The 25,629-nt window shown below is 33.7% G+C and carries 26 protein-coding genes; 9 read left to right on the top strand and 17 right to left on the bottom strand.

What is annotated here, in order from left to right; translation table 11 throughout:
• The first annotated feature begins 275 nt into the window (after positions 1-275).
• Entirely contained in the window at positions 276-683 is a 408-nt protein-coding gene (locus tag GXM16_RS08955) for a DUF1842 domain-containing protein (RefSeq protein WP_163394027.1), read from the top strand.
• A 184-nt stretch (positions 684-867) separates the two neighbouring features.
• Here GXM16_RS08955 and GXM16_RS08950 read toward each other — a convergent pair whose 3' ends face one another.
• The 8 genes from GXM16_RS08950 to GXM16_RS08915 form a co-directional block, all read right to left on the bottom strand.
• Positions 868-1,320 (bottom strand): SRPBCC family protein, encoded by a 453-nt coding sequence (locus GXM16_RS08950; RefSeq protein WP_163394026.1) that lies wholly within the window; start codon positions 1,318-1,320, stop codon positions 868-870.
• Between the two features lie 2 nt (positions 1,321-1,322).
• Positions 1,323-2,270 (bottom strand): hypothetical protein, encoded by a 948-nt coding sequence (locus GXM16_RS08945; protein ID WP_163394025.1) that lies wholly within the window; start codon positions 2,268-2,270, stop codon positions 1,323-1,325.
• 3 nt (positions 2,271-2,273) lie between these two features.
• Positions 2,274-3,194: a TIGR01777 family oxidoreductase gene (locus GXM16_RS08940; protein WP_163394024.1), complete on the bottom strand. Its 921-nt coding sequence runs from the start codon at positions 3,192-3,194 to the stop codon at positions 2,274-2,276.
• Between the two features lie 3 nt (positions 3,195-3,197).
• Positions 3,198-3,980, bottom strand: coding sequence for a fatty acid desaturase family protein (locus GXM16_RS08935; protein WP_163394023.1), 783 nt, complete (start codon positions 3,978-3,980; stop codon positions 3,198-3,200).
• A 79-nt stretch (positions 3,981-4,059) separates the two neighbouring features.
• Positions 4,060-4,446, bottom strand: a complete 387-nt coding sequence (locus tag GXM16_RS08930) for a hypothetical protein (RefSeq protein ID WP_163394022.1) — start codon at positions 4,444-4,446, stop codon at positions 4,060-4,062.
• Positions 4,447-4,463: 17 nt separating this feature from the next.
• Complete coding sequence (locus GXM16_RS08925; RefSeq protein ID WP_163394021.1) at positions 4,464-4,811, bottom strand: hypothetical protein; 348 nt, start codon at positions 4,809-4,811, stop codon at positions 4,464-4,466.
• Between the two features lie 2 nt (positions 4,812-4,813).
• A complete protein-coding gene (locus GXM16_RS08920; protein WP_163394020.1) occupies positions 4,814-5,257 on the bottom strand; it encodes a hypothetical protein in 444 nt (147 codons plus the stop codon).
• Positions 5,258-5,755: 498 nt separating this feature from the next.
• Positions 5,756-6,259: a GbsR/MarR family transcriptional regulator gene (locus GXM16_RS08915; RefSeq protein ID WP_163394019.1), complete on the bottom strand. Its 504-nt coding sequence runs from the start codon at positions 6,257-6,259 to the stop codon at positions 5,756-5,758.
• A gap of 137 nt (positions 6,260-6,396) precedes the next feature.
• Here GXM16_RS08915 and GXM16_RS08910 point away from each other — a divergent pair, with 137 nt between their 5' ends.
• The 4 genes from GXM16_RS08910 to GXM16_RS08895 all read left to right on the top strand — a co-directional run bounded on the left by GXM16_RS08910 (position 6,397) and on the right by GXM16_RS08895 (position 12,159).
• Positions 6,397-7,659 carry a cation:proton antiporter gene (locus GXM16_RS08910; protein ID WP_163394018.1) on the top strand — a complete coding sequence of 421 codons (1,263 nt, stop codon included), beginning with the start codon at positions 6,397-6,399 and terminating at the stop codon, positions 7,657-7,659.
• A 793-nt stretch (positions 7,660-8,452) separates the two neighbouring features.
• Positions 8,453-8,767: a hypothetical protein gene (locus GXM16_RS08905; protein WP_163394017.1), complete on the top strand. Its 315-nt coding sequence runs from the start codon at positions 8,453-8,455 to the stop codon at positions 8,765-8,767.
• Positions 8,768-8,928: 161 nt separating this feature from the next.
• Positions 8,929-10,488, top strand: coding sequence for a hypothetical protein (locus tag GXM16_RS08900; protein ID WP_163394016.1), 1,560 nt, complete (start codon positions 8,929-8,931; stop codon positions 10,486-10,488).
• A gap of 120 nt (positions 10,489-10,608) precedes the next feature.
• Complete coding sequence (locus GXM16_RS08895; protein WP_163394015.1) at positions 10,609-12,159, top strand: hypothetical protein; 1,551 nt, start codon at positions 10,609-10,611, stop codon at positions 12,157-12,159.
• Between the two features lie 37 nt (positions 12,160-12,196).
• Here GXM16_RS08895 and GXM16_RS08890 read toward each other — a convergent pair whose 3' ends face one another.
• The 9 genes from GXM16_RS08890 to GXM16_RS08850 all read right to left on the bottom strand — a co-directional run bounded on the left by GXM16_RS08890 (position 12,197) and on the right by GXM16_RS08850 (position 21,637).
• On the bottom strand, positions 12,197-12,856 hold the full coding sequence (locus tag GXM16_RS08890; RefSeq protein WP_163394014.1) for a SanA/YdcF family protein: 660 nt from the start codon (positions 12,854-12,856) through the stop codon (positions 12,197-12,199).
• 150 nt (positions 12,857-13,006) lie between these two features.
• A complete protein-coding gene (locus GXM16_RS08885; RefSeq protein WP_163394013.1) occupies positions 13,007-15,034 on the bottom strand; it encodes a M3 family metallopeptidase in 2,028 nt (675 codons plus the stop codon).
• A gap of 53 nt (positions 15,035-15,087) precedes the next feature.
• Positions 15,088-15,300 (bottom strand): hypothetical protein, encoded by a 213-nt coding sequence (locus tag GXM16_RS08880; protein ID WP_163394012.1) that lies wholly within the window; start codon positions 15,298-15,300, stop codon positions 15,088-15,090.
• 151 nt (positions 15,301-15,451) lie between these two features.
• Positions 15,452-15,937, bottom strand: a complete 486-nt coding sequence (purE, locus tag GXM16_RS08875) for a 5-(carboxyamino)imidazole ribonucleotide mutase (RefSeq protein WP_134150459.1) — start codon at positions 15,935-15,937, stop codon at positions 15,452-15,454.
• Positions 15,938-16,009: 72 nt separating this feature from the next.
• Positions 16,010-16,228 (bottom strand): hypothetical protein, encoded by a 219-nt coding sequence (locus tag GXM16_RS08870; protein ID WP_163394011.1) that lies wholly within the window; start codon positions 16,226-16,228, stop codon positions 16,010-16,012.
• A gap of 36 nt (positions 16,229-16,264) precedes the next feature.
• Positions 16,265-17,413 (bottom strand): 5-(carboxyamino)imidazole ribonucleotide synthase, encoded by a 1,149-nt coding sequence (locus tag GXM16_RS08865; protein ID WP_163394010.1) that lies wholly within the window; start codon positions 17,411-17,413, stop codon positions 16,265-16,267.
• Positions 17,414-17,464: 51 nt separating this feature from the next.
• Positions 17,465-18,016, bottom strand: a complete 552-nt coding sequence (locus GXM16_RS08860) for a hypothetical protein (RefSeq protein WP_163394009.1) — start codon at positions 18,014-18,016, stop codon at positions 17,465-17,467.
• 25 nt (positions 18,017-18,041) lie between these two features.
• Complete coding sequence (locus GXM16_RS08855; RefSeq protein WP_163394008.1) at positions 18,042-20,138, bottom strand: TonB-dependent receptor; 2,097 nt, start codon at positions 20,136-20,138, stop codon at positions 18,042-18,044.
• 221 nt (positions 20,139-20,359) lie between these two features.
• A complete protein-coding gene (locus tag GXM16_RS08850; protein WP_163394007.1) occupies positions 20,360-21,637 on the bottom strand; it encodes a PQQ-dependent sugar dehydrogenase in 1,278 nt (425 codons plus the stop codon).
• Between the two features lie 183 nt (positions 21,638-21,820).
• On the opposite strand from GXM16_RS08850, the gene hpt reads away from it, so the two are divergent.
• The 4 genes from hpt to obgE all read left to right on the top strand — a co-directional run bounded on the left by hpt (position 21,821) and on the right by obgE (position 25,560).
• A complete protein-coding gene (gene hpt / locus GXM16_RS08845) occupies positions 21,821-22,351 on the top strand; it encodes a hypoxanthine phosphoribosyltransferase (protein ID WP_163394006.1) in 531 nt (176 codons plus the stop codon).
• Between the two features lie 71 nt (positions 22,352-22,422).
• Positions 22,423-22,995: an adenylate kinase gene (locus GXM16_RS08840; RefSeq protein WP_163394005.1), complete on the top strand. Its 573-nt coding sequence runs from the start codon at positions 22,423-22,425 to the stop codon at positions 22,993-22,995.
• Positions 22,996-23,195: 200 nt separating this feature from the next.
• Positions 23,196-24,470, top strand: coding sequence for a hemolysin family protein (locus GXM16_RS08835; protein ID WP_163394004.1), 1,275 nt, complete (start codon positions 23,196-23,198; stop codon positions 24,468-24,470).
• Between the two features lie 88 nt (positions 24,471-24,558).
• Complete coding sequence (gene obgE, locus GXM16_RS08830) at positions 24,559-25,560, top strand: GTPase ObgE (protein ID WP_163394003.1); 1,002 nt, start codon at positions 24,559-24,561, stop codon at positions 25,558-25,560.
• Positions 25,561-25,629 lie beyond the last annotated feature (69 nt).

Here is a 25,629-nt window from a genome sequence, read left to right as displayed (position 1 = left end):
GTTTTTCTTGTTTTTTGTTGTGATTGTTATTTTGTATTAAGGAGAATTCAATATAGGAATAACCTGATATCATTATTTGCCTTCCTCATGGCTTAAAATTTCCCTTTCATAACATTTTTATATTTAAATCTACTTATCTGATATAGTTTTGATATAGCAGATACTATTCTATTGATAGATAGGATAATAAATTAAATCAGTGGAGCAGAACCCACTAAAAAAAACGAGGCGGTTCTGAAAAGCCTTATGAGTAAGAAAAATATAAATTTAAAGTTATGTCAGATCTATTAGCAGGTGCTTATTTAGCAAAAGGCACAATCGGAAATGTTGGATTACCAGGTGCTCCAGTTGCATCATTTAGTTTAGTTGTCGTACCATCACAGCACTCAGTATCTGGTACAGTAGTGATCACTCAGGCTATACAAGGTCCGGATAGCCATATCGTAGTTCCGGTAACAGGAAAAATATTTGCAACCGGAATCGGAAAATTTACACAGGTTGTTAGCTTAAAAGGACAATATGTTCATTCAGTTCCTCCACCGGCAATTGGTTCTTTCTTAGCCAGCTTTGATGCTCATTTGGCAATCGACAACGAATGGAACGGAACAGGAGGTTTTTCATATTATGGACATAATGTAGAAAATGTTCCTGTGAAATCTGCCAAACAGGCTGAATTAGTATAAATTAATTTTATGCAAAAAAACTACTTAAAAAGGGCTTATGTTGTTATGGGAGCCTTTATTAAGACTAATAAAAAAGTTAAATTGTTTCAAGAGTTTGTTCGTGCTAATCACTTAATGGATTATACTTTTTTGGGGGAAAGTTTAAAAAATTAGGATGATTAAAGTTGTTGATTTGAAAATATGTCTATTGATTTTCTGCTATTTTTTTGAGAATTTTATTTCTTTCCATAAGAAAATAAATCAGATGATTTTTGAGAAACAGGGCATCGAATAATTTCCCGATAATGCCAAACGGAGTTTCATATTGCAGTTGATCTGTCATTATGGTAACTCCGTTTATTTCTTCAAAAAAATGCTGGTGCCTGAAATTTTTAAATTTTCCTTCTTCCATTTCATCTACAAAATAGTTATATAAATCCATTGCTGTAATTCGGCTTTTATGAGTCAGGTAAAAACCGAAATGCTTTCCTCTCCAGGTTACCGTTTCATTTAAACTGATTAAACCATAAGTCACACCGGCAATCGCTTTTTCTTTTGAAGGTGCTGCAGATTGCTGATGAATATCGATATCTCTTGATACATCAAATACTGTTTTTATTGGAGCATTTATTTTTGTGATCAGATGAATGGTTGTCATTTTTAGTTTTCGCTTCTCTCTTTGATTACTTTTAAAATATTATTCTGAATGTCTTTCATAATCCATTTTCCCCAAATTCCCGCGTATGAATTGAATGTGGTTTTCATTGAAAAGTTACTATAAAGAATTAGTTTATATTGATTTTTGGATATTTTTTCTAATTCGTATGTGCCATCGAGCATATCAAAATATTCTCCACCAATCAAAATGTGTTCATCCAGAGTGGTTGATGGAATTTCATAAGTGTTCGCTTTTATTTTAAAACGCATTAATTTTAAATCGTTGTATTCCGTAACTGTTTCATTAAAAATGAGACCTTTTTCAAAAATTGCTTTTCGATAACCTCCAACTTCTTCTTTGTCTAATTCGGCCTTGATTGGTTTTGGGAAACCGAGCCATTTTGTCAGGGTTGAAGAATCTTCTTTTTCTTTAATTTCTTTGACGGAAGTTACATTATTCCAAATTGTTTTGTCATTACTGTTTATGATGATTGAAGTGTATGTTCTAAATACTTCCGGATTCAACGGAATACTCTTTTCAATTGGAGCAATTACAAAAGGGAGTATAACCCATACACAGAGATTTAGCATTTCATTCTCTTCCGATTTTCTAATTTTAAAATGTCCGGCGATTAATCCGCCAACAGAGCCAAAAATAAAAAAGAGCGGAGAAATCATGATCCAGCAAGCCCAGCCTTCCAGACCTATTAAAATTGTTAGTCCAATTATAAGAATAATGGGGACCCATGGTGCAAAAAATCTATAAGACACAGATTTAACTTTTTCTAAAGGGGAATAATAAACTGTTAAAGCGCCAATAGCAACCGGAACAAGTATGAAAAAGGTCCAGGTCATAACAGATAGAAAATCATCAAGGAGAGAAACACCAAATACAACTCGTAGTACTAAGGCGAAAAGGACAGGGATTAAAATTATTTTTAAATATTTCATGGATTATTTTTTATCTTTTTTGATTAAATTCTTAAAAGCATCGTTTACATTTTCAAACTCAAATGTAAATCCGTTTTCCAAAAGCCTTTTCGGAATGACATTTCGACTTTTCAAAACCAGTTCTGCTTCTGTTCGAATAATGAAAGAGCCAATTTTTAATAAGAAAGTGTTTATTGGAATTCCAAAAGGAAAACCAACTATTTTTCTAAGTTTCTCCATGAAATCTGCATTCCGAATGGGCTCTGGAGAAACGACATTGATAACACCTGTGATTTCTTTATGAATGATAAAATCAATAGCTCGTGCAAAATCCTCTTCATGAATCCAGCTTACAAACTGATTTCCTTTTCCCTGTTTTCCTCCAAGACCAAAATTTGCCAAATTGTATAGAGGAATAAAAGCACCTCCATTTTTTCCTAAAACGATAGAAGTTCGTAAAGCTGTTTTTAAAGTATTTGGTGTTTCTGTTTTAAAAAATGCTTTTTCCCATGAAAGTGCTACGTTGATAGAAAAGTCATTTCCGATTTCACCATTAGTTTCATCCATTTCCTTATCCAAAGAAAAACGATATATTGTTGAGGTTGATGAATTCAGCCAGTGTTTCGGGGGATTTTTACAATTTAAAACCGCTTTGTTTAAAACCTTCGTGCTTTCAATTCGGGATAACAGAATCTCTTTTTTGTTTTCTTTAGTATAACGACAATCAACAGATTTTCCTGCCAGATTAATTAAGACCGTGGCATTTTCCAATTCATTTTCCCAACCTGAAAAAGTTCTCGCATTCCAGTTTACATATTTTACTCTGTCAACAGTTGTTGAATTTCCACGGGTCAGGATTACGATTTCTTCAAATTTATCTTTAAAATGATTTACTAAAACCTGTCCAAGAAAACCTGTTCCGGCTGCGATTACGAGTTTTTTCATAATTTAAAAAGTTTCTTTTTTTTCAATATCTGGAAAAGCATCATCAATTCTTCTTGCCAGTTCGGGCAGTTTAATGGTTGGAACTGCAGGAAATAAATGATGTTCTAAATGATAAAACATGCTAAAGGTAATTTTGTTTTTCCATTCTTTTCTTTGTGTTCTGGCATATTCCGGAGATTCTTCGGTATCGTGATGCACAGTCCAAACCGCAAAAAAAGCCATCAGAAATTCGGCGAAGACCATAATTATAAAATGATAAATCAAAAAATAAATATTGAAATAAAAAACAAGAAATACCACTATTGCGATAGAAGTTAGTTCTAAAATTACATTTCTGATGTAATTTTTATTTCCTAATTGTAAGGTGATTTTATGAATCAAAAACATATGGACAGGCCCATACAAAATTGCTCCGTACCAGGTCATTCCTGCAGATTTTCCTTCGTAATCTTCATCCGTTAAACAATATTTATGATGTCTTATGTGATTAAATTTAACGGCATGTATAGAAACCATCATAAGAATACTGTTTGAATAAAGTGAAAACCAGGTCAGGAATTTATTGGTGCCAAGTGAATTATGAAAACCATTATGGACTTGTCTTAATCCGGTTAAAAAGAAAAAAGCTGAAAATGGAAGGGCCAATATATAATACCCAAAATAAGCAAGGGTCATCGAAATTAAAAACCACGGAATTGTTAAGTTGTTTTCGATCAGCATTTCTTTGAAGGTAAGATCTTTTAAATCTTTCCATTCTACTTTTTTAACTATTTCCTGATGTGTCATTTTCTAAAAGTTAAGGATTATTTTAGAGTAGATTATCCTAACAGATTTTTAAAACCTGTTAGGAATAGTCCTTTAAAATTTAAGCTTTAAAAACCAATCGTTCTTCTTGTTGAGCTTCTTTAGCCTTTTTTTTTCCTCTAAAAAAGAAATATAAATTGAAGAATAACATTACGCCAAGATAAATAGAAAATCCGCCAATTTTGTAGCTTAATCTTTCAATAAGTTCCTGATAACTGTCTTGTCCTAATTGTAATTGTAAAATCATTAAGGCAAAGCCGATATTTAAAAGATAAAATCCGGTTTCAAAAAGTCTGTTGGTCGCTTCTGCAATGTCTTCACGGCCTTTAAAAATATCCAGCATAAAGATTTTACCATTTTTGAAAAGTATTTTAGAAACGTAATAGGTAAGATATAATGCAATTGGTAAATAAATACTGTAACCGATTAAAATTTTTGTAGTTTCCATAATTGTTTGGATTTTAGTTATTTGATTAATTTTTGAATGTATTTTGTTATAATAAAAATGTTGAGATAATGCAGAATTGAGATAATAAAAATGATGACAGCTGTTTTTAAACAAATTATTTCGATTAATGCTGTGGAAGAAATTATTTTCTCCCATGAAATGAGAGTCATCGCACAATAACCAATGTTTAAGAGATAATACGCCATTAATAAAACCTGATTAATCTTTTGGCAAATGTCAGCGTGATTGGGAATCAATTCAGAAACGTAAATATTACCGTTTCTGTAGCAGATTTTTCCAACTTTCAGAATAATGAAAATCGTAATGCTGAGGTAAATAAAATACCCAATGAGGTTGAGGTTCATGATTAGAATAATTTATAGTGACCAATTAAATTGTGGACAAACAATACGCTGTTAACCACAGCAAAGAGTACAAAAAGAGTATTCATACCATAGCTTCCAATCTTGAATATCATTTTCTGCGGAATCTGATACATCGAATAATAGGCAATTTGAGTTGTTACTTTTCCAACCCAGTACAAAGCGATCAATCCGGTCAAAGCAACTGCCAATGCAGATTGTTCTTTCAAGTCAGTTGTAAAGACAATAGCGATTAATCCAAAACAAAAATTTAATCCCTGAATATATCTGCCGTAAGTTTTGACGATTTCCTGATTTAGAGGCTTAAGTTGTTTGACATCATTGTACCAGTCAAAAACATTGTGACGAATGTAAGGATAGATTAAAGCGGTGAATATCTGGCCTAATCCACTGAGAATTATAAGCCAATTGGGTATAATTGTATTCATAATTTACTTTTTTGATTGTAGATAAAATTTTAGAAGAAATAGGAATCTATTGATATTTAATCTATTCTATAATTATTAATTATTAATTATTAATTAATTCATATTCCTCAACAATTTTTTTCATTATTATATAAAAATAAATTGCAATTGACATGGGGAAAACTAACATAATGAGCCATTTTACAGTATCATAAGTTTCTTGGAAATTGTAGAATAACCAATAAACTAAAATGAGTTCTGTGATTGTTACTATCCAATAATTCGATAAATTTTTTTTAGCATAATCTGATTTGAAATAGATTTTTGCTGTCAAATAAATAGCTGAGATAACCTGAATAATTCCCAAAACTATTTGGGCTAACAATCCAAAATAAATGATTATGAACAATGTTAAAGTTGCGAACAATGCAATTTTTTTTGTTTATTATTAGTAGCAGTTTCATAGTTATTGATTGTTTTAAACTTTCAGAAAAAAATGAAAGTTTTAATTAAAATTTTTTACTTCATGATTTTCATAACCAGACGCCCCAACCAGTTTTCATTAAATTCGGTCATTTTATCTAACATATTATCTGCCTTTAAAACAAAATCATAAAGTTTGGATGTCTGATCTACAAAGTGTTTTTCCTCTGCAGAATCTTTTGCTTCGATTGTCGAAACTTCTTTTAAGATTTTCAAAGCAGGCTTAATTTCTCTTTTGCTTCTTTCTCTTGAAATCTTAACCGCCAATTCGTCTAAATCTTTTTCAGCAGTAAAAAACTCTTTTCTTTCTCCGGCTTTGTATTCTTTATAAACAATTCCCCAATCCATTAAAGCTCTTAGGTTCATGCTTGCATTTCCACGGGAAATTTGCAATTCTTCCATAATGTCTTCCATCGAAACAGCTTCATTCGAAACCATCAATAAAGCATGAATCTGTGCCATGGTTTTATTAATGCCCCATTGAGAACCTAATGCTCCCCAGGTTTGTACAAACTTATTTTTTGCTTCTTTGAATTCCATAGTTCAAATGTAAGTAAAAGTTTTTAAACTTTCAAAAATAATTGAAAGTTATTTTGCGAATTGTAAAGTTATGTTAATTCAACCCTTGAAATTTTAGATTAAATAATGAGAAGGATATTTTTGTAAAAATCACTTTTATGGAATTATACTACACCTTTTCAGTACTTATCGTACTTGCTTCTTTTTTCGCCTATTTAAACCTGAGATTTTTAAAACTTCCGGGAACGATTGGAATCATGATTATAGCCATGCTGGTTTCTGTTGGAATTCGTCTTTTGGGAGATTCTTACTTTCCGGCAACTACCAAACATTTTTTTGAGTTAATAAAGCAATTTGATTTCAACGAAATCTTAATGGGGGCTATGTTGAACTTTCTTTTGTTTGCTGGTGCATTGCATGTGAACATTTCTGATCTTAAAGAACAAAAAGTCCCAATTATGATTTATTCTACGGTAAGCGTAGTGTTGTCAGCATTAATTATTTCTTTACTGCTTTTTTATATTACACCCCTTTTCGGAATTCATATTCCTTATATATTTTGTCTGGTTTTTGGAACTTTAATTTCACCAACTGATCCAATTGTGGTGCTGGGAGTTTTGAAAGAAGCCAAGGTTCCTAAAAGAATAGAAACCAAAATCGTTGGAGAATCTCTTTTTAACGACGGAGTTGCAGTAGTAATGTTTGCTGTTGTCCTTAAAATGGCTACAGATCCAACATTTGATGCAACATTTGGCTCAATCAGCTGGTTATTTATAAAGGAAGGAATCGGCGGACTTTTATTAGGAGTGGTTTTCGGATTTACAGCTTCTAAGGTTATGAAGAAAATTGATGATTATAAAGTTTCAGTTTTAATCACGCTCTCGATTGTAACAGGAGGATTTTTAGTTGCCCAAAGCCTTCACGTTTCCAGTCCGCTGGCAATGGTTGTCGCCGGATTAATTATTGGGAATTATGGTAAAAAAGTAGCCATGAGCGAAATTACCAAAGATTACTTAGGAAAGTTCTGGGAGCTAATCGATGAAATACTAAATGCTGTTTTATTCTTATTTATTGGTTTTGAATTGTTATTACTTCCAGATTTGAATAAACAATTACTAACAGGTTTTGTAGCTATTTTTATTGTGTTGTTTTCAAGATTGACCTCTATAGTTTTGCCATGGAAATTCTTTGATATCTTTAAGTTTTTTGGAATCAAATCTGCTTATAACAAAGGATCTCTGATGGTCCTGGTTTGGGGAGGGATTCGTGGTGGAGTTTCCATTGCTCTTGTACTTTCGATGCCGGAAGGAGAATATAAAAACCTGCTGCTTGAAGTAACCTATATTGTCGTTTTATTTTCAATTGTAGTACAAGGGCTAACTGTTGGAAAATTGGCAAAACGAGTCTTAGAGAAAGAATAAAAGCTTATTAAATAAAAAAAAGGGTCATTTAGTAGTGTTAAGCTATCTAAATGACCCTTTTTTTTTAATCATTTGTTACTATAACATAAGTTATAAATCAAACCGGACTTTTTTATGGGCTTAATTTCTATTATCTGCAATCTCTTGCGAATTAAACAAGTTTATTTGAATAATTCCCTTTTTGTAATGGGAGTCTTATGTGTCTGATTTTATTTCTTATGTCAAAGAATCTTCCTTTTATGACATTTTAATGTATATATCTGATTATCAGAGGTAATTTTGATTAAGAAATAGAAGATATGGTGATCAGGGAATTCTTTAAGATTAAGAAATAAACCCTACGTGACAAAAGAAATGTTACTGTTGATCTGAATACCATATTGCCTGAATACTTACATCCAAAGAGAAAATTAATGAAGCATTAAGTAAACCGGGTAAAGATCAAAATGAAAATTATACTGGTCAGCATTTGCTAATCAGGTAAGTGGATATTGGGTTTGTTTGTAATACAGTAGAATTTAAACTAACTAATATTCATTATTTGTACAAATAGAATTTAATCATGAACTAAATACTGCAGATCTGGGGCGTGATAAAACCAAGAGTGGTAGAAAAAGCAATCTGTTTAACATTGTAAACCGAATTTTTATTCCAAATAAAAAATGAAATGCAGTTTGATTGATACAGTTTGTTCAAAAAACTATTCCGGATTATAGCTAAAAACACCAGAAAGTCTGGTGGCTAGTAAAAAATTTATAGGCATGAAGCTTATAAAAGTATTAAGTAAATTATTATGGGAGATCTTACAAAAGGAACTATAGTAAGAGGTCTGAAAAATGCCAATTTGAAACCTTTTTCCAGCGAGGAAGTAGACCAACACGGCCGGTTATTAGATGCTAGTGTAAATGGAATTGAAGGCTCAGACAATATTGCAGAAATTATACAAGGAATGCCTCTGGCAATGCGTGCTTTTGGAACCCGGACATCAATAGCCACAAAGATAATACAAAAAGGCGGAAGGGTTTTGAAAGCTCCAATTCCGGGAAATCCAAATCATTGTCTGCTATCGGGTTTATTACTGAAAGATGCAAATAATCTGTTTAGCTGATATTATTAAAGATTATGTCACACTGACCTCAAGGAAATTAAAATGTTAATACATTATAGTGGAGCAGAGCCCACTAAAAAAACGAACTGTTTCGCACAGTATAAAAAGCGAAGGCGTAACCTGAAAAGCCTTATGAGTAAGAACCAAAAAAACTATTTATCATGGAAACTTTACAAGAAATTTTAAAAGAAAATGCAACGGTAAAAACTATTGGCACACCAGCAGAATATGATGTTTATGCTGAATATATGTCAAATATTATTAAGCAGCTTCCAAACCCTGGCAAGTTGAAATTATTAACTAATACATCAAGTGCCCAGGCATCGTTCTATTTTTTGGATGACGCAACGAGTGCTGTAAACTCAACTTTGTATAATAATTTATTAAACCAAAGAATTGAAGGAGAAGGAACAATTAATGGTGTTGATCAGGTAGGACTTACACAAGATGCATTTACAAACAGTTATCTTAGTGTATTTACAAAATTAAGATATCAATTGTCACCAAATGACAAAGCAACACAACAAAGAGTGAACGCAGATGTTGCTTCAACAGTAAGAGCACTTATTCCGGTTTGGAATGCCTGGTTTGAAGCAATTGAGCCAAAAGATGTTAAAAAGCTTAATGCGACTAATACTGATATAGCTTTGATTCAAATGACCAATACTTTAAATACTGTTTGGCTTAACCCTGAATATAAAGAAACGTTGGAAAAAGATTCTTCTTTTCCTTATACCCATTTAAATGATTTCAATGTTATTTACAATAGAATACCGGTATCAGTTTCTAAACAGATGAGAGATTACATGATTGAGGTATTTAATAAGTCAGGTGCGGCAGGAGCCATCACAGCAGATATTGCTAATGCAACACAAACTTTGGCAGGGATTATTGACAATATTCAAAAACCAACAACAGGAGATGATGGAAATGGTGGAATGTCAATTACCGGATCAGATAAAGCAATTCCGGGATTGAAATTTGAGCCGGCAAGACCAAATGCTTTAGTAGAACAGCTTAGTACTTATCCTCCATCTTCAGTATACAGAATTTCAAAAAGAGTTACTAAATCGAGTGAAACAACATTAAATGTTGAAGCGTCTGTTAGTGCAGGAATATCAATTCCAATTTTGTCATTCTTTTCTGTTGGAGTAAGTGGGGGAGCAAAAACAAGTATTTTTGAAAGAGATTATTCCGGCTCTGATTTTAGAGTAGAAATCGTAGTTAATAATGCAACACTCAGCCCTCTTATGAGCAGCAGCCCTCTTCTTTACAACATCTCAACAAGACAGGGATGGATGTCAACTTCTCCTGTAAAAGATGCGATTAAAAACGGTTATCCGGCTCCGACAGCTATCACAGGTTATGTGTTTAATAGTGAACCTAATTTTAATTTCGATAAAGGTGCAGATTTTGGTTACATCAATTCATTAGTATTTAGCCAATTTTTGGAAATCAATATTAGTTTTGATAAATGTGACAGCAAACAAGTTAGAAAATACTTTGAAGAGCATATAGATACGGGTGTTTATTTCTTAGGAATTCGTTTAGGGGGAGCAAGCCAATCTGCAAGTTATACCTATTCTTATAGTGAAGAAACAGCCACTTCTATTAAAGTTACAGTGAAACCTCTGGCACCGGGATATGTTCCGGGAACTGATAGTATCAATCAATCGTTATCACAGTTAGTTGCTGTAGGAGTAGAATATCCTTTTGCATAATTTATTAGATACAGAATAATAAAGAGGGTTGTTAATCATAAAAGATTAATAACCCTCTTGTTTTATTTTTTATATGCCAAAAAAAAAGAAACCACTAATCAATAAATTAAATGAACGTCTATGGAAACTTTACTGCCTAATACCGATAATAAAAGAAGTACGGAAAGCATATGCGATGCTGTTGCAGAATATCAGATTTATGCAGAATATATGTCTAATATCATTTTACAATTGCCAAATTCAGATAAACTTCAATTTTTAACAGGTACATCCAGTGGACAGGCTTCATTTTATTTTAAGGACGCGACAGGATCTATTAATGCAAGCTTGTATAATAATTTTTTGAATCAAAGAATTTCAGGAGAAGGAACTCAATACGGAGTAAGACAGGCAGGTTTGACATTAGATTCTTTTATAAACAGCTATTTAAGTGTTTATATGAAATTAAGATATCAGTTATCACAAAACGATAAGAAGGAACAACAACGAATAAATACTGATGTTGCTTCTACAGTAACAGAACTTATTCCTGTATGGAACGCTTATGTGTCTGAATTTGAACCAGAAAGTATAAGTAAATTAAATGAAACTAATACTGATATTGCATTAATTCAGATTACGGATACCCTAAATACAGTATGGATTAATCCTGAATTTATTTCAACCTTAAAACAAAAACCTTCATTTCCTTACGAACATATTGACGAGTTTGGAAATATTTACAATCAAATTCCCAAAACAGTTCCGAATAAGATGATAGAATTGATGATAAGCATTTTCAAAATATCCGGAGCTTTCGGTGAAATAACATCGCGTATTGCTTATGCTATTCATTCTTTAGGGGTTATAATAAATAATTTGCTAAGGCCAACCAATGAAAACAAAGGACTTTCCCTGACAGGAACTACAAAACTAATTCCCGGGCTGTTGTTTGAACGAAGTGATCCTGAAGATATTATTAACCAGCTAAATAATAATCCGGTTGTTTCCTATACAAATAACAATAATGTAATTAAATTGTCTTCGGGACTTTTAAAAGTAGATGTGTCAGAAATAAACCAAATTGTGATACCTCCGTTAAGATTTTTATCCAATACCTTAGAAAGCGGAATGAGTAGCAGCGTTTTTAAAGAAACATTTTCAGGGACCTCTTATGTTGTAGAGGCAATAGTTAATAATCCGGTGATTAATCCACAATTAAGAGTTAGTCCGGTGCCTTTCGATATTATGACAAATACAGGCTGGATGCTTTCGGACCCCGTAAAAGATGCAATTAAAAACGGTTATCCGCCTCCAACAGATATTACAGGATATGTATTCAATAGTGAACCAAATTTTAACTTTAAAGAGGGGGGAGATTTTGGATTTATAAATTCCTTTGTGTTTAGTCAATTTCTTGAATTGTACATAACATTTACAGATTGTAATGCCAAAAAAGTAAAAAACTACTTTAAAACAAATAAATCATCAAAATTTAGCTTTTTAGGAAAATCCGTAGGAAATCCGTCAGAAATATTCCCATATACATACGAGTTCGGAAATGAATCGAATAATTCAATAGCAGTAAAAATTAAACCACAACCTCCTGGATACAGACCTCCGGACAGTAGTATCGAAGATTCTTCCTGTCAGTTGGTTGCCGTTGAAATTGTTTATCCTTTTGCTGAATAGTTTAAATGTTCAGATATTATTGCTGCTTTGATTCTTATTATCTCTTATCCTCTTTAGAATAATTTGAAGGACCATTTATATTAATTGGATTACCTAAAAAATGCGGTTCACGATTTCGTAAAACATCAAAAAAAGATTTAAATGTCGAAATATATTCCCTGAATCTGACATATTGGTAACCACGATATTCTCCTTTGTTAGCGGAATAACCTGCTGATTTTATTCCAAGACTTCTTCCAATATAAAGGGCGCGATTCAAATGATATTCCTGCGAAATTAAAGTTGCTTTTTTTATTTTAAAAATGTATTTCGCTCTGTACATTGTAGAATAGGTGTCGAAACCGGCGTAATCAATAAATATTTTAGTGGTGTCAACTCCATGTCGGGAACAATAGTTTTTCATCACTGATAATTCATCGTACTCCACGCGGCCATTATCTCCTGAAAGTAATATTTTATTGATTCTTTTTGCTTTGTACAAACGGATTCCGGCATCGAGTCTGTCTTTAAGATATTTACTTGGCTGATCCCCGTTGATTCCGGCGCCAAAAATAATTCCAACATCATTTTTAGGAAACCTTCTCAAAGAATAATGAATATACTTTTTGGTAGATGATTTTACGTGATAATTCACAGAAAGAATGGCAACCAATCCGATAATCGCCAGATAAAGAGCTATTTTTAAATATTTTTTCAAACTAAATTTATATAAGATTAATGTTAAAATTTAAGTCAAGATAAGTAAATTTATTTTTATGGTTAAAACCAAAGGGAATAAAAAACCGAAGTATTTATACTTCGGTTTTAAAAAAATCTATTAATCTAAGAAGTCTAAAATCTAAAAATATTAAAGAAGCCCCGCTCTTTTCAACAAAGCTTCCGGTTTTGGTTCCTGACCTCTGAAGCGTTTGTACAAAGTCATTGGATGCTCTGTACCTCCTTTAGAAAGTACATTGTCTTTGAATTTTTTCGCTACTTCAGCATTGAAAATTCCGTTTTCCTGAAAATATTCAAAAGCATCTGCATCCAGAACTTCTGCCCATTTGTAACTGTAATATCCGGAAGAATAACCACCCTGAAAAATATGTGAAAAAGCGGTACTCATCGCATTTTCTTTTACATCAGGATACAGTTGGGTATTGGCAAATTGAGCTGTTTCGAATGCTTTTAAATCAGTAATTCCGGTTGGATCCTGTCCGTGCCATGCCATATCCAGTAATCCAAAACTCAATTGGCGTAAAGTCGCCAGACCTTCCTGAAAACTGGCACTTTCTTTAATTTTTTCAACATATTCAATCGGAATAATTTCTCCTGTTTCATAATGATTCGCAAACAAAGCCAAAGCTTCCGGCTCGTAACACCAGTTTTCCATAATCTGACTTGGCAATTCTACAAAATCCCAGAAAACAGAAGTTCCGGATAAACTCGGATATGTTGTATTGGCAAGCATTCCGTGTAAACCGTGTCCAAATTCGTGGAATAAAGTTGTTACTTCATTAAAAGTTAATAACGAAGGTTTTGTTTCGGTTGGCTTTGTAAAATTACAAACATTCGAAACGTGAGGTCTTTCGTTAACGCCATCTTTTACATATTGTGATTTGAATGAAGTCATCCAGGCACCATTTCTCTTTCCTTTTCTTGGGAAGAAATCAGCGTAGAAAATCGAAACCAAATTGTTTTCAGTATCTCGAACTTCATAAGTTGTTACTTCTTCGTGGTATTTGTCGATATCAAAAACTTCGGTAAATGTTAATCCAAAAAGTTTATTAGCAACGGTAAAAGCACCTTCTAATGCTTTTTCCAACTGAAAATAAGGTTTCAGCTTTTCATCATCCAGATTAAAAAGCTGTTGTTTTAATTTTTCAGAATAATAAGCACTGTCCCATTTTTCAAGTTGCTCGATTCCGTCCAGTTCCTTCGCAAAAGCAGTTAATTCAGCAAACTCTTTTTGGGCTGCAGGTTTTGCTTTAGCCAATAAATCATTTAAGAAAGTAAAAACTTTATCCGGGCTTTGTGCCATTCTTTCTTCCAGAACAAAATGCGCATGGGTTTTATACCCTAATAAATTTGCTCTTTCATGACGAAGTTTAGCAATTTTCAGAACATTCTCTTCGTTATTGAATTCGTTGTTTTGAAAACCTTTCGCACCAAAAGCAATCGCCATTTTTTTACGCAGTTCACGATTATCAGCATAAGTCAAAAACGGAACATAACTTGGATAATCTAAAGTGAAAATCCAGCCTTCTTTTTCTTTCTCTTTGGCTAACAATCTTGCGGCTTCAATGGTTCCTTCCGGTAATCCGGCCAAGTCACTTTCGTTGGTTAAATGCAATTCAAAAGCATTCGTTTCAGCTAAAACATTCTCACCAAACTGCAAACTTAGTTTAGATAATTCTTTATCAATTTCGCGTAAGCGGTCTTTTTTGTCTTCAGCTAAATTAGCTCCGTTTCGGGAAAAGCTTTTATATTTTTTATCCAATAAAGTGGTTTGCTCCGGGTTGAGGTTCAAGCTGTCTTTTTGGTCGTAAACTGTTTTGATTTTCGAAAACAATTCGGCATTCAGCGTAATATCATTTCCAAATTCAGCTAATAAAGGCGAAACTTCCTGAGCAATTTTCTGCATTTCGTCATTCGTTTCTGCCGAATTCAAATTGAAGAAAATACTCGAAAGACGATCTAAAATGTCACCGGAATATTCCATTGCCAGAATCGTATTTTCAAAAGTCGGGGCTTCAGGATTGTTTACGATTGCATCAATTTCAGCTTTCGCCAAAGCAATTCCTTCCTGAAAAGCCGGGAAATAATCTTCGATTTTAATCTGCGAAAAAGGTGCTGTGTTATGTTTGGTATTGAAATATTGTGTTAAGATGCTCATATAGTCATTTTTATTCCTCAAGGTTTTCAAACCTTATGTGTTTAACGATTCATTTATTTAAAATATTTTGAATAACGATTTTTAGTTTCTTCCATAACTAAATCATGAGATATCCCTTTATTATTATCTAAAGAATAAATCGCTTCATCTATTTTTTGTTTTTGTAATTCCGAAAGATGCTCTTTTGATGGAGTTAAGTCAGATGTTTTCTGAATGAGATGATTATCAATCTCTGTCAATGCTATTTTAGAAGGTTTAATAATCATTTTGTCATTTTTTCTCAAAGTTAAGTTTTTCTTTAAAAAAGAATAATAATGATTCGTTAAGTTTATTTCGCAGAGCTTAACTAAGAAAAAAACACAGAGATGCACAAAATCTTTGCGTGTCTCTGTGTAACCTTTGTGTATCTCAGTGAAATTATTTTTTCAAACCTTCAGCAGCTTTATTAACAGCCGCTTTCAATTCTTCTTTGTAAGCAATAATCGTATCCAAAACTTTTTTGTCATGGCTTCCGATAATTTGCGCTGCTAAGATTCCGGCATTTTTTGCTCCGTTTAACGCCACCGTTGCAACAGGAACGCCGCCCGGCATCTGCAAAATAGATAAAACTGAATCCCATCCATCGATAGAATTGCTTGATTTTACCGGAACTCCAATTACAGGAAGCGGAGACATTGAAGCCACCATTCCAGGTAAATGCGCCGCACCACCCGCGCCGGCAATAATTACCGAAATACCACGAGTATGTGCATTTTTACTGAAATCGAATAATTTCTCCGGCGTTCTGTGTGCCGATACGATATCTACTTCAACTTCAACATTAAATTGTTTTAATATATCAATCGCATCCTGCATGACTGGCATGTCTGAGATACTTCCCATTATGATGGCTACTTTGCTCATGTGTTTTGTTTGTTTTGTTTCAGGTTTAAAGTTTCAGGTTATAATGGAAACTGAATCCAAAAAACTGTTTATTTAGAATTGTTTTGCTTTTTTATAAATTAAAAATATAATTCCAAAGATTAATAGAGTTAAAAATAATACTAAAAGAAATAAGCTAATAAAACTTTTAATTCTCTCTCCAAAATATTCATTTTTATCTGTAAACTTTTCAAAATGAATTTTAATTGAGCTTGGAATATTAACTGCTTTTGAAGCATTATCTAATAAATCAAAAAAATCCAGAAATCCCATTGGTTATATTTTTGATTTAAGTTAATCAAACGATTACTAATTACTAATCACTCTAATAGTATTCTTAACCTCCTCAGCAATTCGTCTTGCCTCAGCCATATCTTCATTTACAATCGTAACATGCCCCATTTTTCTAAACGGACGTGTTTGTTTTTTACCGTAAATATGTGGCGTAACACCATTCCATCCTAAAATGGTTTCGATGTTTTCATAAACTACTTCTCCGGAAAAACCTTCTGCACCGACTAAATTAACCATAATTCCGGCCACTTTGCTGTCGGTATTTCCTAACGGAAGATCTAAAATAGCGCGTAAATGATTTTCGAATTGGGATGTATAACTGGCTTCGATAGAATAATGTCCGGAGTTGTGTGGACGTGGAGCTACTTCGTTTACTAAAATTTCGTCGTCCTGAGTCTGGAACATTTCAACTGCCAGAAGTCCAACGTGATTGAAGTTTTCAGAAACTTGCAAGGCAATTGCTCGGGCTTTTTCGGCTACTTTTTCGTCGATTCTTGCCGGACAGATTACATATTCTACCTGATTGGCTTCAGGGTGGAATTCCATTTCAACAACCGGATAGGTTTTGATTTCGCCTGACGGGTTTCTGCAGACGATTACAGCAAGTTCATTTTTAAACGGAACCATAGTTTCGGCAATGCATTCTACATTTGGAAGGGTATTTAAATCTGAAATCTGACGAATCACTTTTACGCCATTTCCATCGTAACCAAATTCAGTGCATTTCCAAATAAAAGGAAGTTGAAAATCTTGTGCTTTTGCTTTTAGATTTTCTAAATTTTCAAATCTTTCAAAAGGAGCAGTTGGAATATTTTTCTCCGCGTAAAATTGTTTTTGAACGCCTTTATTCTGAATTCCTTTTAAGGTTTTTGGAGACGGATATACTTTTAAACCTTCGTTTTCTAATTGCGTTAAAGCTTCAAGATTTACGAGTTCAATTTCAAAAGTCAAAACATCAACTTGTTTTCCGAAATTGTAAACCGTTTCATAATCCATCAAATCGCCCTGAAAGAATTTATTGCAGGCAATTTTACTCGGTGCTTCGTCGCTTGGGTCTAAAACGTAAGTTTGTATATCAAATTTTCTGGTGTCGAACAAAAGCATTTTACCTAATTGTCCGCCGCCTAATATTCCTAATTTAAAATCAGAAGAAAAATAATTCATTTTGCATTGTGTTTTTGCAAAGATACTTTATAAGGATTAAATTGGAAAATGCTATTTAATTTTCTTCAAAACTTCCTTTGCAACAGCTTTGTAAGCTGCCGAGTGATCTCCAAAGTCTTTATCAATAATGACTTTCAATTCAGGATGAATCCAGTCGTAGTGATTGCCTAAAATAAATAAAGTTCTTATCGAATAGGCTTTTGTGGCAACTTTTACATCATTAATCAGCCAGTCAAAACTTGCTTCTATACAGTCCTGCAGATTTTCTTCGGATAAAAAGATTTTATTTTCGTCTTTTTTATAATGTGATTTTACCAATAGCTGAACGACTTTTGCAATTGGCCTTAGCGAACTTTCCTCTTTTAGAAATTTCAAATTCGAACAGAAATAATCAAGATGTGGCTGCAGCCAAAGTAATTCTTCGTAAGAGACAAATTCTAAAATCCAGCAGGCTTTATGATTGTTTTTGTCTGAAGGCGTAAAACAAATTGAAACTAATTCACTAAAGAGTGCAGGATTTTCTAAAATTTCCTGTGCTGCTTTTAGCCGATTTTCTCTATAAGCATTTACATAATCAAGTTTTTCCTGTAGTTCAGAAAGCATTTTTTGAGTTTAATTGATTCAGCCCCTAAAATAAATAATTTAAGGATATAGTTCCATAGTAATTTACAGGAAGCCCCGGATAATAATATCTCGGTGATGAAGTCCCAACCGGAAGTGCGTTTGGTAAAATTAAGGAAGCATATTTTTCATTGGTCAGATTATTGATGCCAAAAGCAAAATTAGTATTGAGATTACGCAAAATTTCAAAACGATAACCTGTTTTTAAGTTTACAATATTATAAGAATCAGAAAAAGCGGTGTTGGCATCGTTCATCGGAATTTCATCCACGAATTGATAATCGGCATTCAGATAAATTCCTAAACGGGTATTTAAAATCAAACCTGCATTGATTTTATTTGACGGAACCCCGGTTAATTTATTTCCGGAATAATCATTTCCGCTATCGACAAATTCTTTAAATTCATATTTTCCAACAGAACCTCCAAAGTAAGAGTTCAGGTTTAAAAAGGGATTCATTTGCCAATTGTGCTTTAAAATAATTTCGATTCCTTCATGCAGTGTTTCCCCGGCATTAACACCTTCATATTGATCATCGCCAATTCTTTTGGCAACCAGTAAATCCTTTATTTCCATTCGATAGACAGCAAATTCGGTATAAAGATTCTTGTTGAAAAAGTAAAATTTTCCGCCAACTTCAAAATTATAGCCATTTTCAGGTTTGATGCTGGTATTGATTTTCCCTTCGCTTGTTAGTGTTTCTTCTGTAGCAGGAAGTGAAAATCCACGGCTTGCTGAAAAATAGAATGTTTGCTGCTGATTTGGTTTGAATAATAAAGAAAGCTGTGGCGAAAAAATTCCGTCATAACGGTATTTTTCAGTTGCCGTTTTTTGAGGAAGAAAATTTGTCAGTTCAAAATGAGTTTCATTATAATTTAAGCCCAATTGAAGCTCGAATTTTTCAGAAAGTAACGATCTGATTTGCGAAAATAGATTATAAAAATGCCTTTTTTGGTCTGTTTCAGTCAGCTGATTGCCTTGTAAACTGCCTTGTCCATTATTTTGTTTGTATAAATTTTCGAAAGTGTTTCCGTTGTAATTGTCTGTAAAATATTCCATTCCGAAAATGAATTGATTTTTCAGCTTTCTAATTTTGAAATCTCCTGAAAACTGTGTTCTTGCGCCCGAAGCAAAAGTATATTGACGCAAAACATCAAAAGGTCTGGGTTCGTTACTGTCTTTGTAATTGATAAAAACAGAAGTCGAATTATGCAAATGATCATTGATTTTGAAATCATAAGCCAGTCCTGCCAAAGTCGATTTGTATTCTTTAAATCCTTTTGAAGCAACCCACGTTGATGCTCCGGACTTTGGATTATCGTCGTATGTCTCTTTATTAATTGAACTCGGAATATAACCTTTCAGATACGTATAATTAGAGAAATAAGTAAGCTTGTTGTTTTGTCTTCTGAATAATTCTCCGGCAAGTGTAATTCCTTCACGTTTATAAGCACTGTTTTCACGCCAGCCATCAGATTTCAGATTATGATAACTTAAATTCAGACTTGAATTTTTCTCATCCAGACTATAATTCAAACTGTTTTTTAATAATCCAAAAGAACCAAATAAAGAACTTATCGAGGCAGTCTGTCCATTATTTTTTGAAAGCTGTGGCGAAATCAAAATCGCTCCGCCCAGTCCTGCTCCGTAAATACTCGAAAGCGGTCCTTTAATAATCTCCATCTGATTCAGGTTTTCTAAATCAATATCATCAATTACCGTTTCGCTGTTCCCGGAAGTAAGCGGAATACTGCCGTAAAAAGCTCTTATTTTGTTTGTACCATAAGGCGTTCTGGCTCCAATTCCGCGAATTGAAATTCGGGTTGTGGTAAAATTCGAAGATTGCATAAAAACACCCGGAATTGTATTGACAACATTAGTAATATCCGTAGCGTTATTTTGTATCAGCTCTTTTTTGGATAAAATGCCAATAGAAGCCGGAGCATTTTGAAGGCTGTCATTAATATGAAAGGAACTGATGATGACTTCTTCCAGTTTTTCCGGTTGAGCAGTATTAATAGATTTGCCTTTTTCTTCCTGGGCAAAAGTGTTTTGAGAAACAATTAGAACAAGAAGTAAAAAACAATATTTTTTAAAAAGCATAAAGGGATAGTTTAGTTTTAGAGCTTAATTTTTAAACATATAGACACATAGTTTCAGTTCGATTATAAGGCGTTTCACTTGCTAAATACACATAGCTATGTGTTTTAAAACAAGTGAAACGCCTTTTTTAAGCTTCCCGAATAGTATGTCTCTATTTGTTTAAATAATTATCGTAAAGTTTGGGATTTGGAATTTATCTTGATAATTATGAGATTGGAATTTTATTTGTTAGCAGTAACTTTCCAGATCGTATTTCCACTGTCATCATTTACCAAAAGCGATCCGTCATTCATAACCGTAACCGCAACTGGGCGGCCATACACTTCCGCTTTTTCAGCATCGGAAATGAAACCGGTTAAGAAATCTTCCGGTTTTCCGGATGGTTTTCCGTCTTTAAAAGGAACAAACAGCACTTTATAACCAGAAATTACAGAACGATTCCAGGAACCGTGCTGACCTACAAAAGCCCCATTTTTATATTTTGCAGGAAAGGCATTTTTAGTATAAAAAGCCAGTCCCAAAGAAGCAGTGTGTGCACCAACCGGAACGTCAGGAACAATTGCTTTCTCGATTAAATCTTTTCGTTCTCCTTTCCATCTCGGATCAGGAATACTGCCGAAATAAGAATATGGCCACCCATAAAAACCGCCTCTTTTTACACTGGTAATATAATCAGGAACCAAATCATCTCCCAGTTCATCACGCTCGTTCACTGCAGTCCATAGCTCTTTTTTATTGGCCGGATTCCAGTCCATTCCCATTGGGTTTCTAAGACCTTCAGCGTAAATTTTTTCGCCGGTTCCGTCAGGATTGATTTCTAAAATTGCTGCGCGGCGAATTTCTTTGTCCATGCCATTCTCTCCAACATTACTTCCTGAACCAACGCCAATATAAATTTTTGTTCCTTCAGGGTTAGTAAGAAGGCTTCTGGTCCAGTGATTGTTGTAGCCTCCGGCCGGAAGCTCAACAATTTTCACGCCCTTGGTTTCTAATTTTAAAGGTTCGTTTTTATAGGGATAACGGTAAAGCCCGTCAGTATTGGCAACATAAAAATAGTCTTTTAGAATAAGCATCCCTAAAGGTTTGTTAAGGTCTTTCAAAAACACTTCCCGGGTTTCAAAAACACCGTCTTTATCTTTGTCACGCAAAATTATGATTTGGTTTTTGCTCATTCTTGTCCCGCTTTCCACAACAAAAATATCATTGTTTGGCCCTATATAAGACCAGCGCGGATTGCTAAAGCCGTCAGCAAATTTTGTAACAGTAAAACCTTCCGGCGCTTTTGGTGTTTTTCCTTCCGGCCATCCTATAACTTTACTGTTTTTAGATTTAGATTCTGTTGCATAAGGTGGAGGAAGCGTAATATCTCCAATTGCAGTTTTTACAACATTGGCAGGCTGTTTTGCCAGCGCTTCTTTTTCTTCTTTTTTAACCTGACCATTGCAGGCTGTTATGACGGTTAATAAGGATACAGATAATAATTGTATAGCAATTTTCATGTTTTTTTGATTAAATATTTGTTTAATAACAATTTAATGATTCTGAAAGAGTTACCCCAAAACCTTTGTAAATATTAACTGATATTTAACATTCATAAAAAAGTACCGCTACTATAACATTTAGATACTTACAGTTTGGTAGTAATTCTGTATCTTTGTCCATTATTTTAAAGAACAAAAATAATGATACAACTTCACGATAAACAATTTGTTCCATTTATTTCGGCAAAAGAAATTGATTTTGCTTTATCCAAAATAGTGGCGCACGTAGAAGATGATTTTGGAGATGATACTCCAATTTTTATCGGAGTTTTGAATGGTGCATTTATGGTTGTTTCAGACTTTTTAAAAAAATATAAAAACCCCTGCGAAGTTTCATTCATTAAAATGGCATCGTATGAAGGAACAGAAAGCACCAATTCGGTTAAAGAATTAATCGGAATCAATCAGGATCTTTCTGGAAGAAGTGTTGTGCTCATTGAAGATATCATTGACACAGGAAATACAATTGAAGAATTGAAACAGAAGTTTAAGGAGCAAAATGTAAAGCATTTTAAAATTGCAACCCTATTCTTTAAACCGGAAGCCTATAAAAAAGATATTAAAATAGATTACGTAGGAATCAGGATTCCAAACAAATTCATTGTAGGCTATGGCCTTGACTACGATGGTTTAGGGAGAAATTTACCCGAAGTCTATAAGTTAGCAGAATAATTTTAAACAAACACAACTATATATTCATTTTAAACTTCTTAAAATAAGGAGTCACAACAATTACATTCATTATGATTAACATCGTTTTATTTGGAAAGCCGGGAGCAGGAAAAGGAACTCAGGCAGAATTTTTAAAAGAAAAATACAATTTGACACACCTGTCAACAGGAGATATTTTTCGTTTCAATTTAAAAAATGATACTGAACTAGGTAAAAAAGCAAGAGGTTTTATGGACAATGGAGAATTGGTTCCTTGCGAATTAACTACCGAAATGTTAATTGATGAAGTAAAAAAACATCCGGATACAGCAGGATTTTTATTCGACGGATACCCAAGAACAATCAATCAGGCTGAGGCTTTAGATAAATTTTTACCAACAATTGGTTCAAAAGTTACCGCAACAATCGCTTTAGAAGCTGATGACGAAATTTTGGTAGCCCGTTTGCTTGAAAGAGGAAAAACTAGTGGAAGAGCTGACGATCAGGACGAAGACAAAATTCGTGTAAGATATCAGGAATACAACGAAAAAACAGCTCCGTTAATTGGATATTATAAAGAGCAGAATAAATTTCATGCCGTAAACGGTATCGGAACAATTGAAGAAATTACAGAAAGATTAACGTCAGTTATAGATAATTTGTAGAAGCTTTTCCAGCTGTACGTTACAAGTCCTCGCTAAAAAAACTATTTTTCCAAACCATAAAACGAGCTTCCTCCGGTCGCTGTTTTCTGGCAGGAAAAATTAGTTTTTTTAGCTCCGGGCTTTTCTCTTCCATCTGGGCTATAACACGATCAGGTTACAAATTACATTAACGAACTATTATATAACGAACAAGCCACAAATTGGAAATACTAATAATATTTTTTCTAATACTATTAAACGGAGTTTTCTCGATGTCAGAAATCGCATTGATTTCGGCCAGAAAAAACAGACTTGAAACTGCTGCAAAAAAAGGAAATAAAAGCGCTAAAACAGCACTCGATTTAGCCAATTCCCCAAACAAATTTTTATCGACTGTACAAATCGGAATCACCTTAATCGGAATTTTGACAGGTATTTATTCGGGAGATAAAATCACAACCGATGTTCAGGTTTTTGTCAGCGGATTTGAAATTTTAAAACCGTATGCTAATTCAGTTGCAGTTGGAATTGTGGTTGTCGTTTTAACTTTCTTTTCATTGGTTTTAGGTGAATTACTGCCCAAACGAATCGGTCTAAATTATCCCGAATCCATTGCTAAAATGGTGGCTATGCCAATGAAAGTAATTTCGATAATTACGGCACCATTTATCTGGCTGCTTACCTCGTCAACGGATTTTTTATTGAATGTACTTCAAATAAAACCAACTGCTGACGGAAAAGTTACTGAGGAAGAAATTAAAGCCATTATTAAAGAAGGAACTGAAGTTGGTGAAGTTCAGGAAATTGAACAGGACATCGTAGAACGTGTTTTTCACATTGGAGACCGTAAAGTAAGTTCGTTAATGACACACCGAAAATCGGTTGATATGCTGCCATTAAATACGGATAAAGCCAAAATAAAAGAATTGGTTTTGCATGATCTTCATACTATTTATCCGGTTTACAAAGATAATTATGATGATATAGTAGGTGTTGTAACCTTAAAAAATATTTTTGCCAATATTGAGAAAGACAATTTTGACCTGGCAACAATAACGTCTGAAGCGCCTTATCTGATGGAACAGACAACAGCTTACAAAGCATTAGAGAACTTCAAAAAAACAGGTGTTCACTATGCATTGGTTTCTGATGAATATGGTGTTTTTCAGGGTATGATTACCTTAAACGATATTTTGGAAGCTTTGGTAGGAGACGCCTCCGATTTTTATAAAGACGAGTTTCAATTAATAGAAAGAGAAGACGGATCATGGCTGGTTGACGGACATTATTCATTACATGATTTCTTAACCTATTTTGAGTTAGATGAACTGACAAACGATTACGAAGTAAACACCGTAAGCGGAATGATCATGACCGAGCTTTCGCATATTCCAAAAGAAGGTGAAAAATTAATTTGGCAAAAATTCGTATTAGAAGTTGTAGATATGGACGGTGTGAAGATTGATAAAGTGTTAGTAAAAGCTTTAAAAGAGTAGAGAATTTTGTTTCACGTTTCACGTTCCAAGTTTGCTCAATGCTGTTAACCTGAAACCTGAACTTGAAACTACAGATAAACAAGAAAAAATGACAGAAGGAAATTTTGTAGATTATGTTAAGATATACGTTTCTTCCGGAAAAGGAGGAAAGGGATCAACACATTTACATAGAGAGAAATTTATTGAAAAAGGAGGTCCTGACGGAGGTGACGGAGGCCGTGGAGGACATGTGTATTTAGTAGGGAATAAAGGACTCTGGACACTATTTCATTTAAAGTTTGCCCGTCATATTAAAGCCGGTCATGGTGGAGATGGAGGTTCTGACAGAAGTACAGGGGCAGACGGAGAAGATAAAATCATTGAAGTCCCTCTTGGGACTGTAGTAAAAGACAAAGAAACCGGAGAAACACTTTTTGAAATTACTGAACACGGTGAAAAAAAGATTCTGGCAAAAGGAGGAAAAGGAGGTTTAGGAAACTGGCATTTTAGAAGTTCGACAAATCAAACGCCACGTTATGCCCAGCCAGGTTTGCCAGGTTTAGAAATGGATGTTATTCTCGAACTTAAAGTTTTGGCAGATGTTGGATTGGTAGGTTTTCCAAATGCAGGAAAATCGACATTATTGTCTGTACTGACTTCAGCAAAACCTAAAATTGCTGATTATCCGTTTACGACTTTAAAACCAAATTTAGGAATTGTAGCGTACAGGGATTTCCAGTCTTTTGTAATTGCCGACATTCCCGGAATTATTGAAGGTGCTGCAGAAGGTAAAGGTTTAGGGCATTATTTCCTGCGTCATATCGAGCGTAATTCGACTTTGCTGTTTTTAGTTCCGGTAGATACTCCGGATATCAAAGCAGAATATGATATTCTGGTAAATGAATTAACCCAGTATAATCCTGAGATGCTTGACAAAGAACGTCTTGTGGTGATATCAAAATGTGATATGCTGGACGACGAACTCAAAGCCGAATTAAAAGCGGAGTTAGATGTTTCTTTTAAAGGTGTACCATACATGTTTATTTCATCTGTTGCCCAGCAAGGTTTGACAGATTTAAAAGATAAGCTTTGGAAAATGTTGAATGAATAATAAAATCAAAAGTTTATATTAAAAATGCTCTGGAAACAGAGCATTTTTTTGTTTTTACTAATGTTAAAT

Origin of the sequence: Flavobacterium limi (assembly GCF_010645075.1) — a bacterium.
Classification (GTDB): domain Bacteria; phylum Bacteroidota; class Bacteroidia; order Flavobacteriales; family Flavobacteriaceae; genus Flavobacterium; species Flavobacterium limi.
This window is presented reverse-complemented; position numbering and strand designations above follow the sequence as displayed.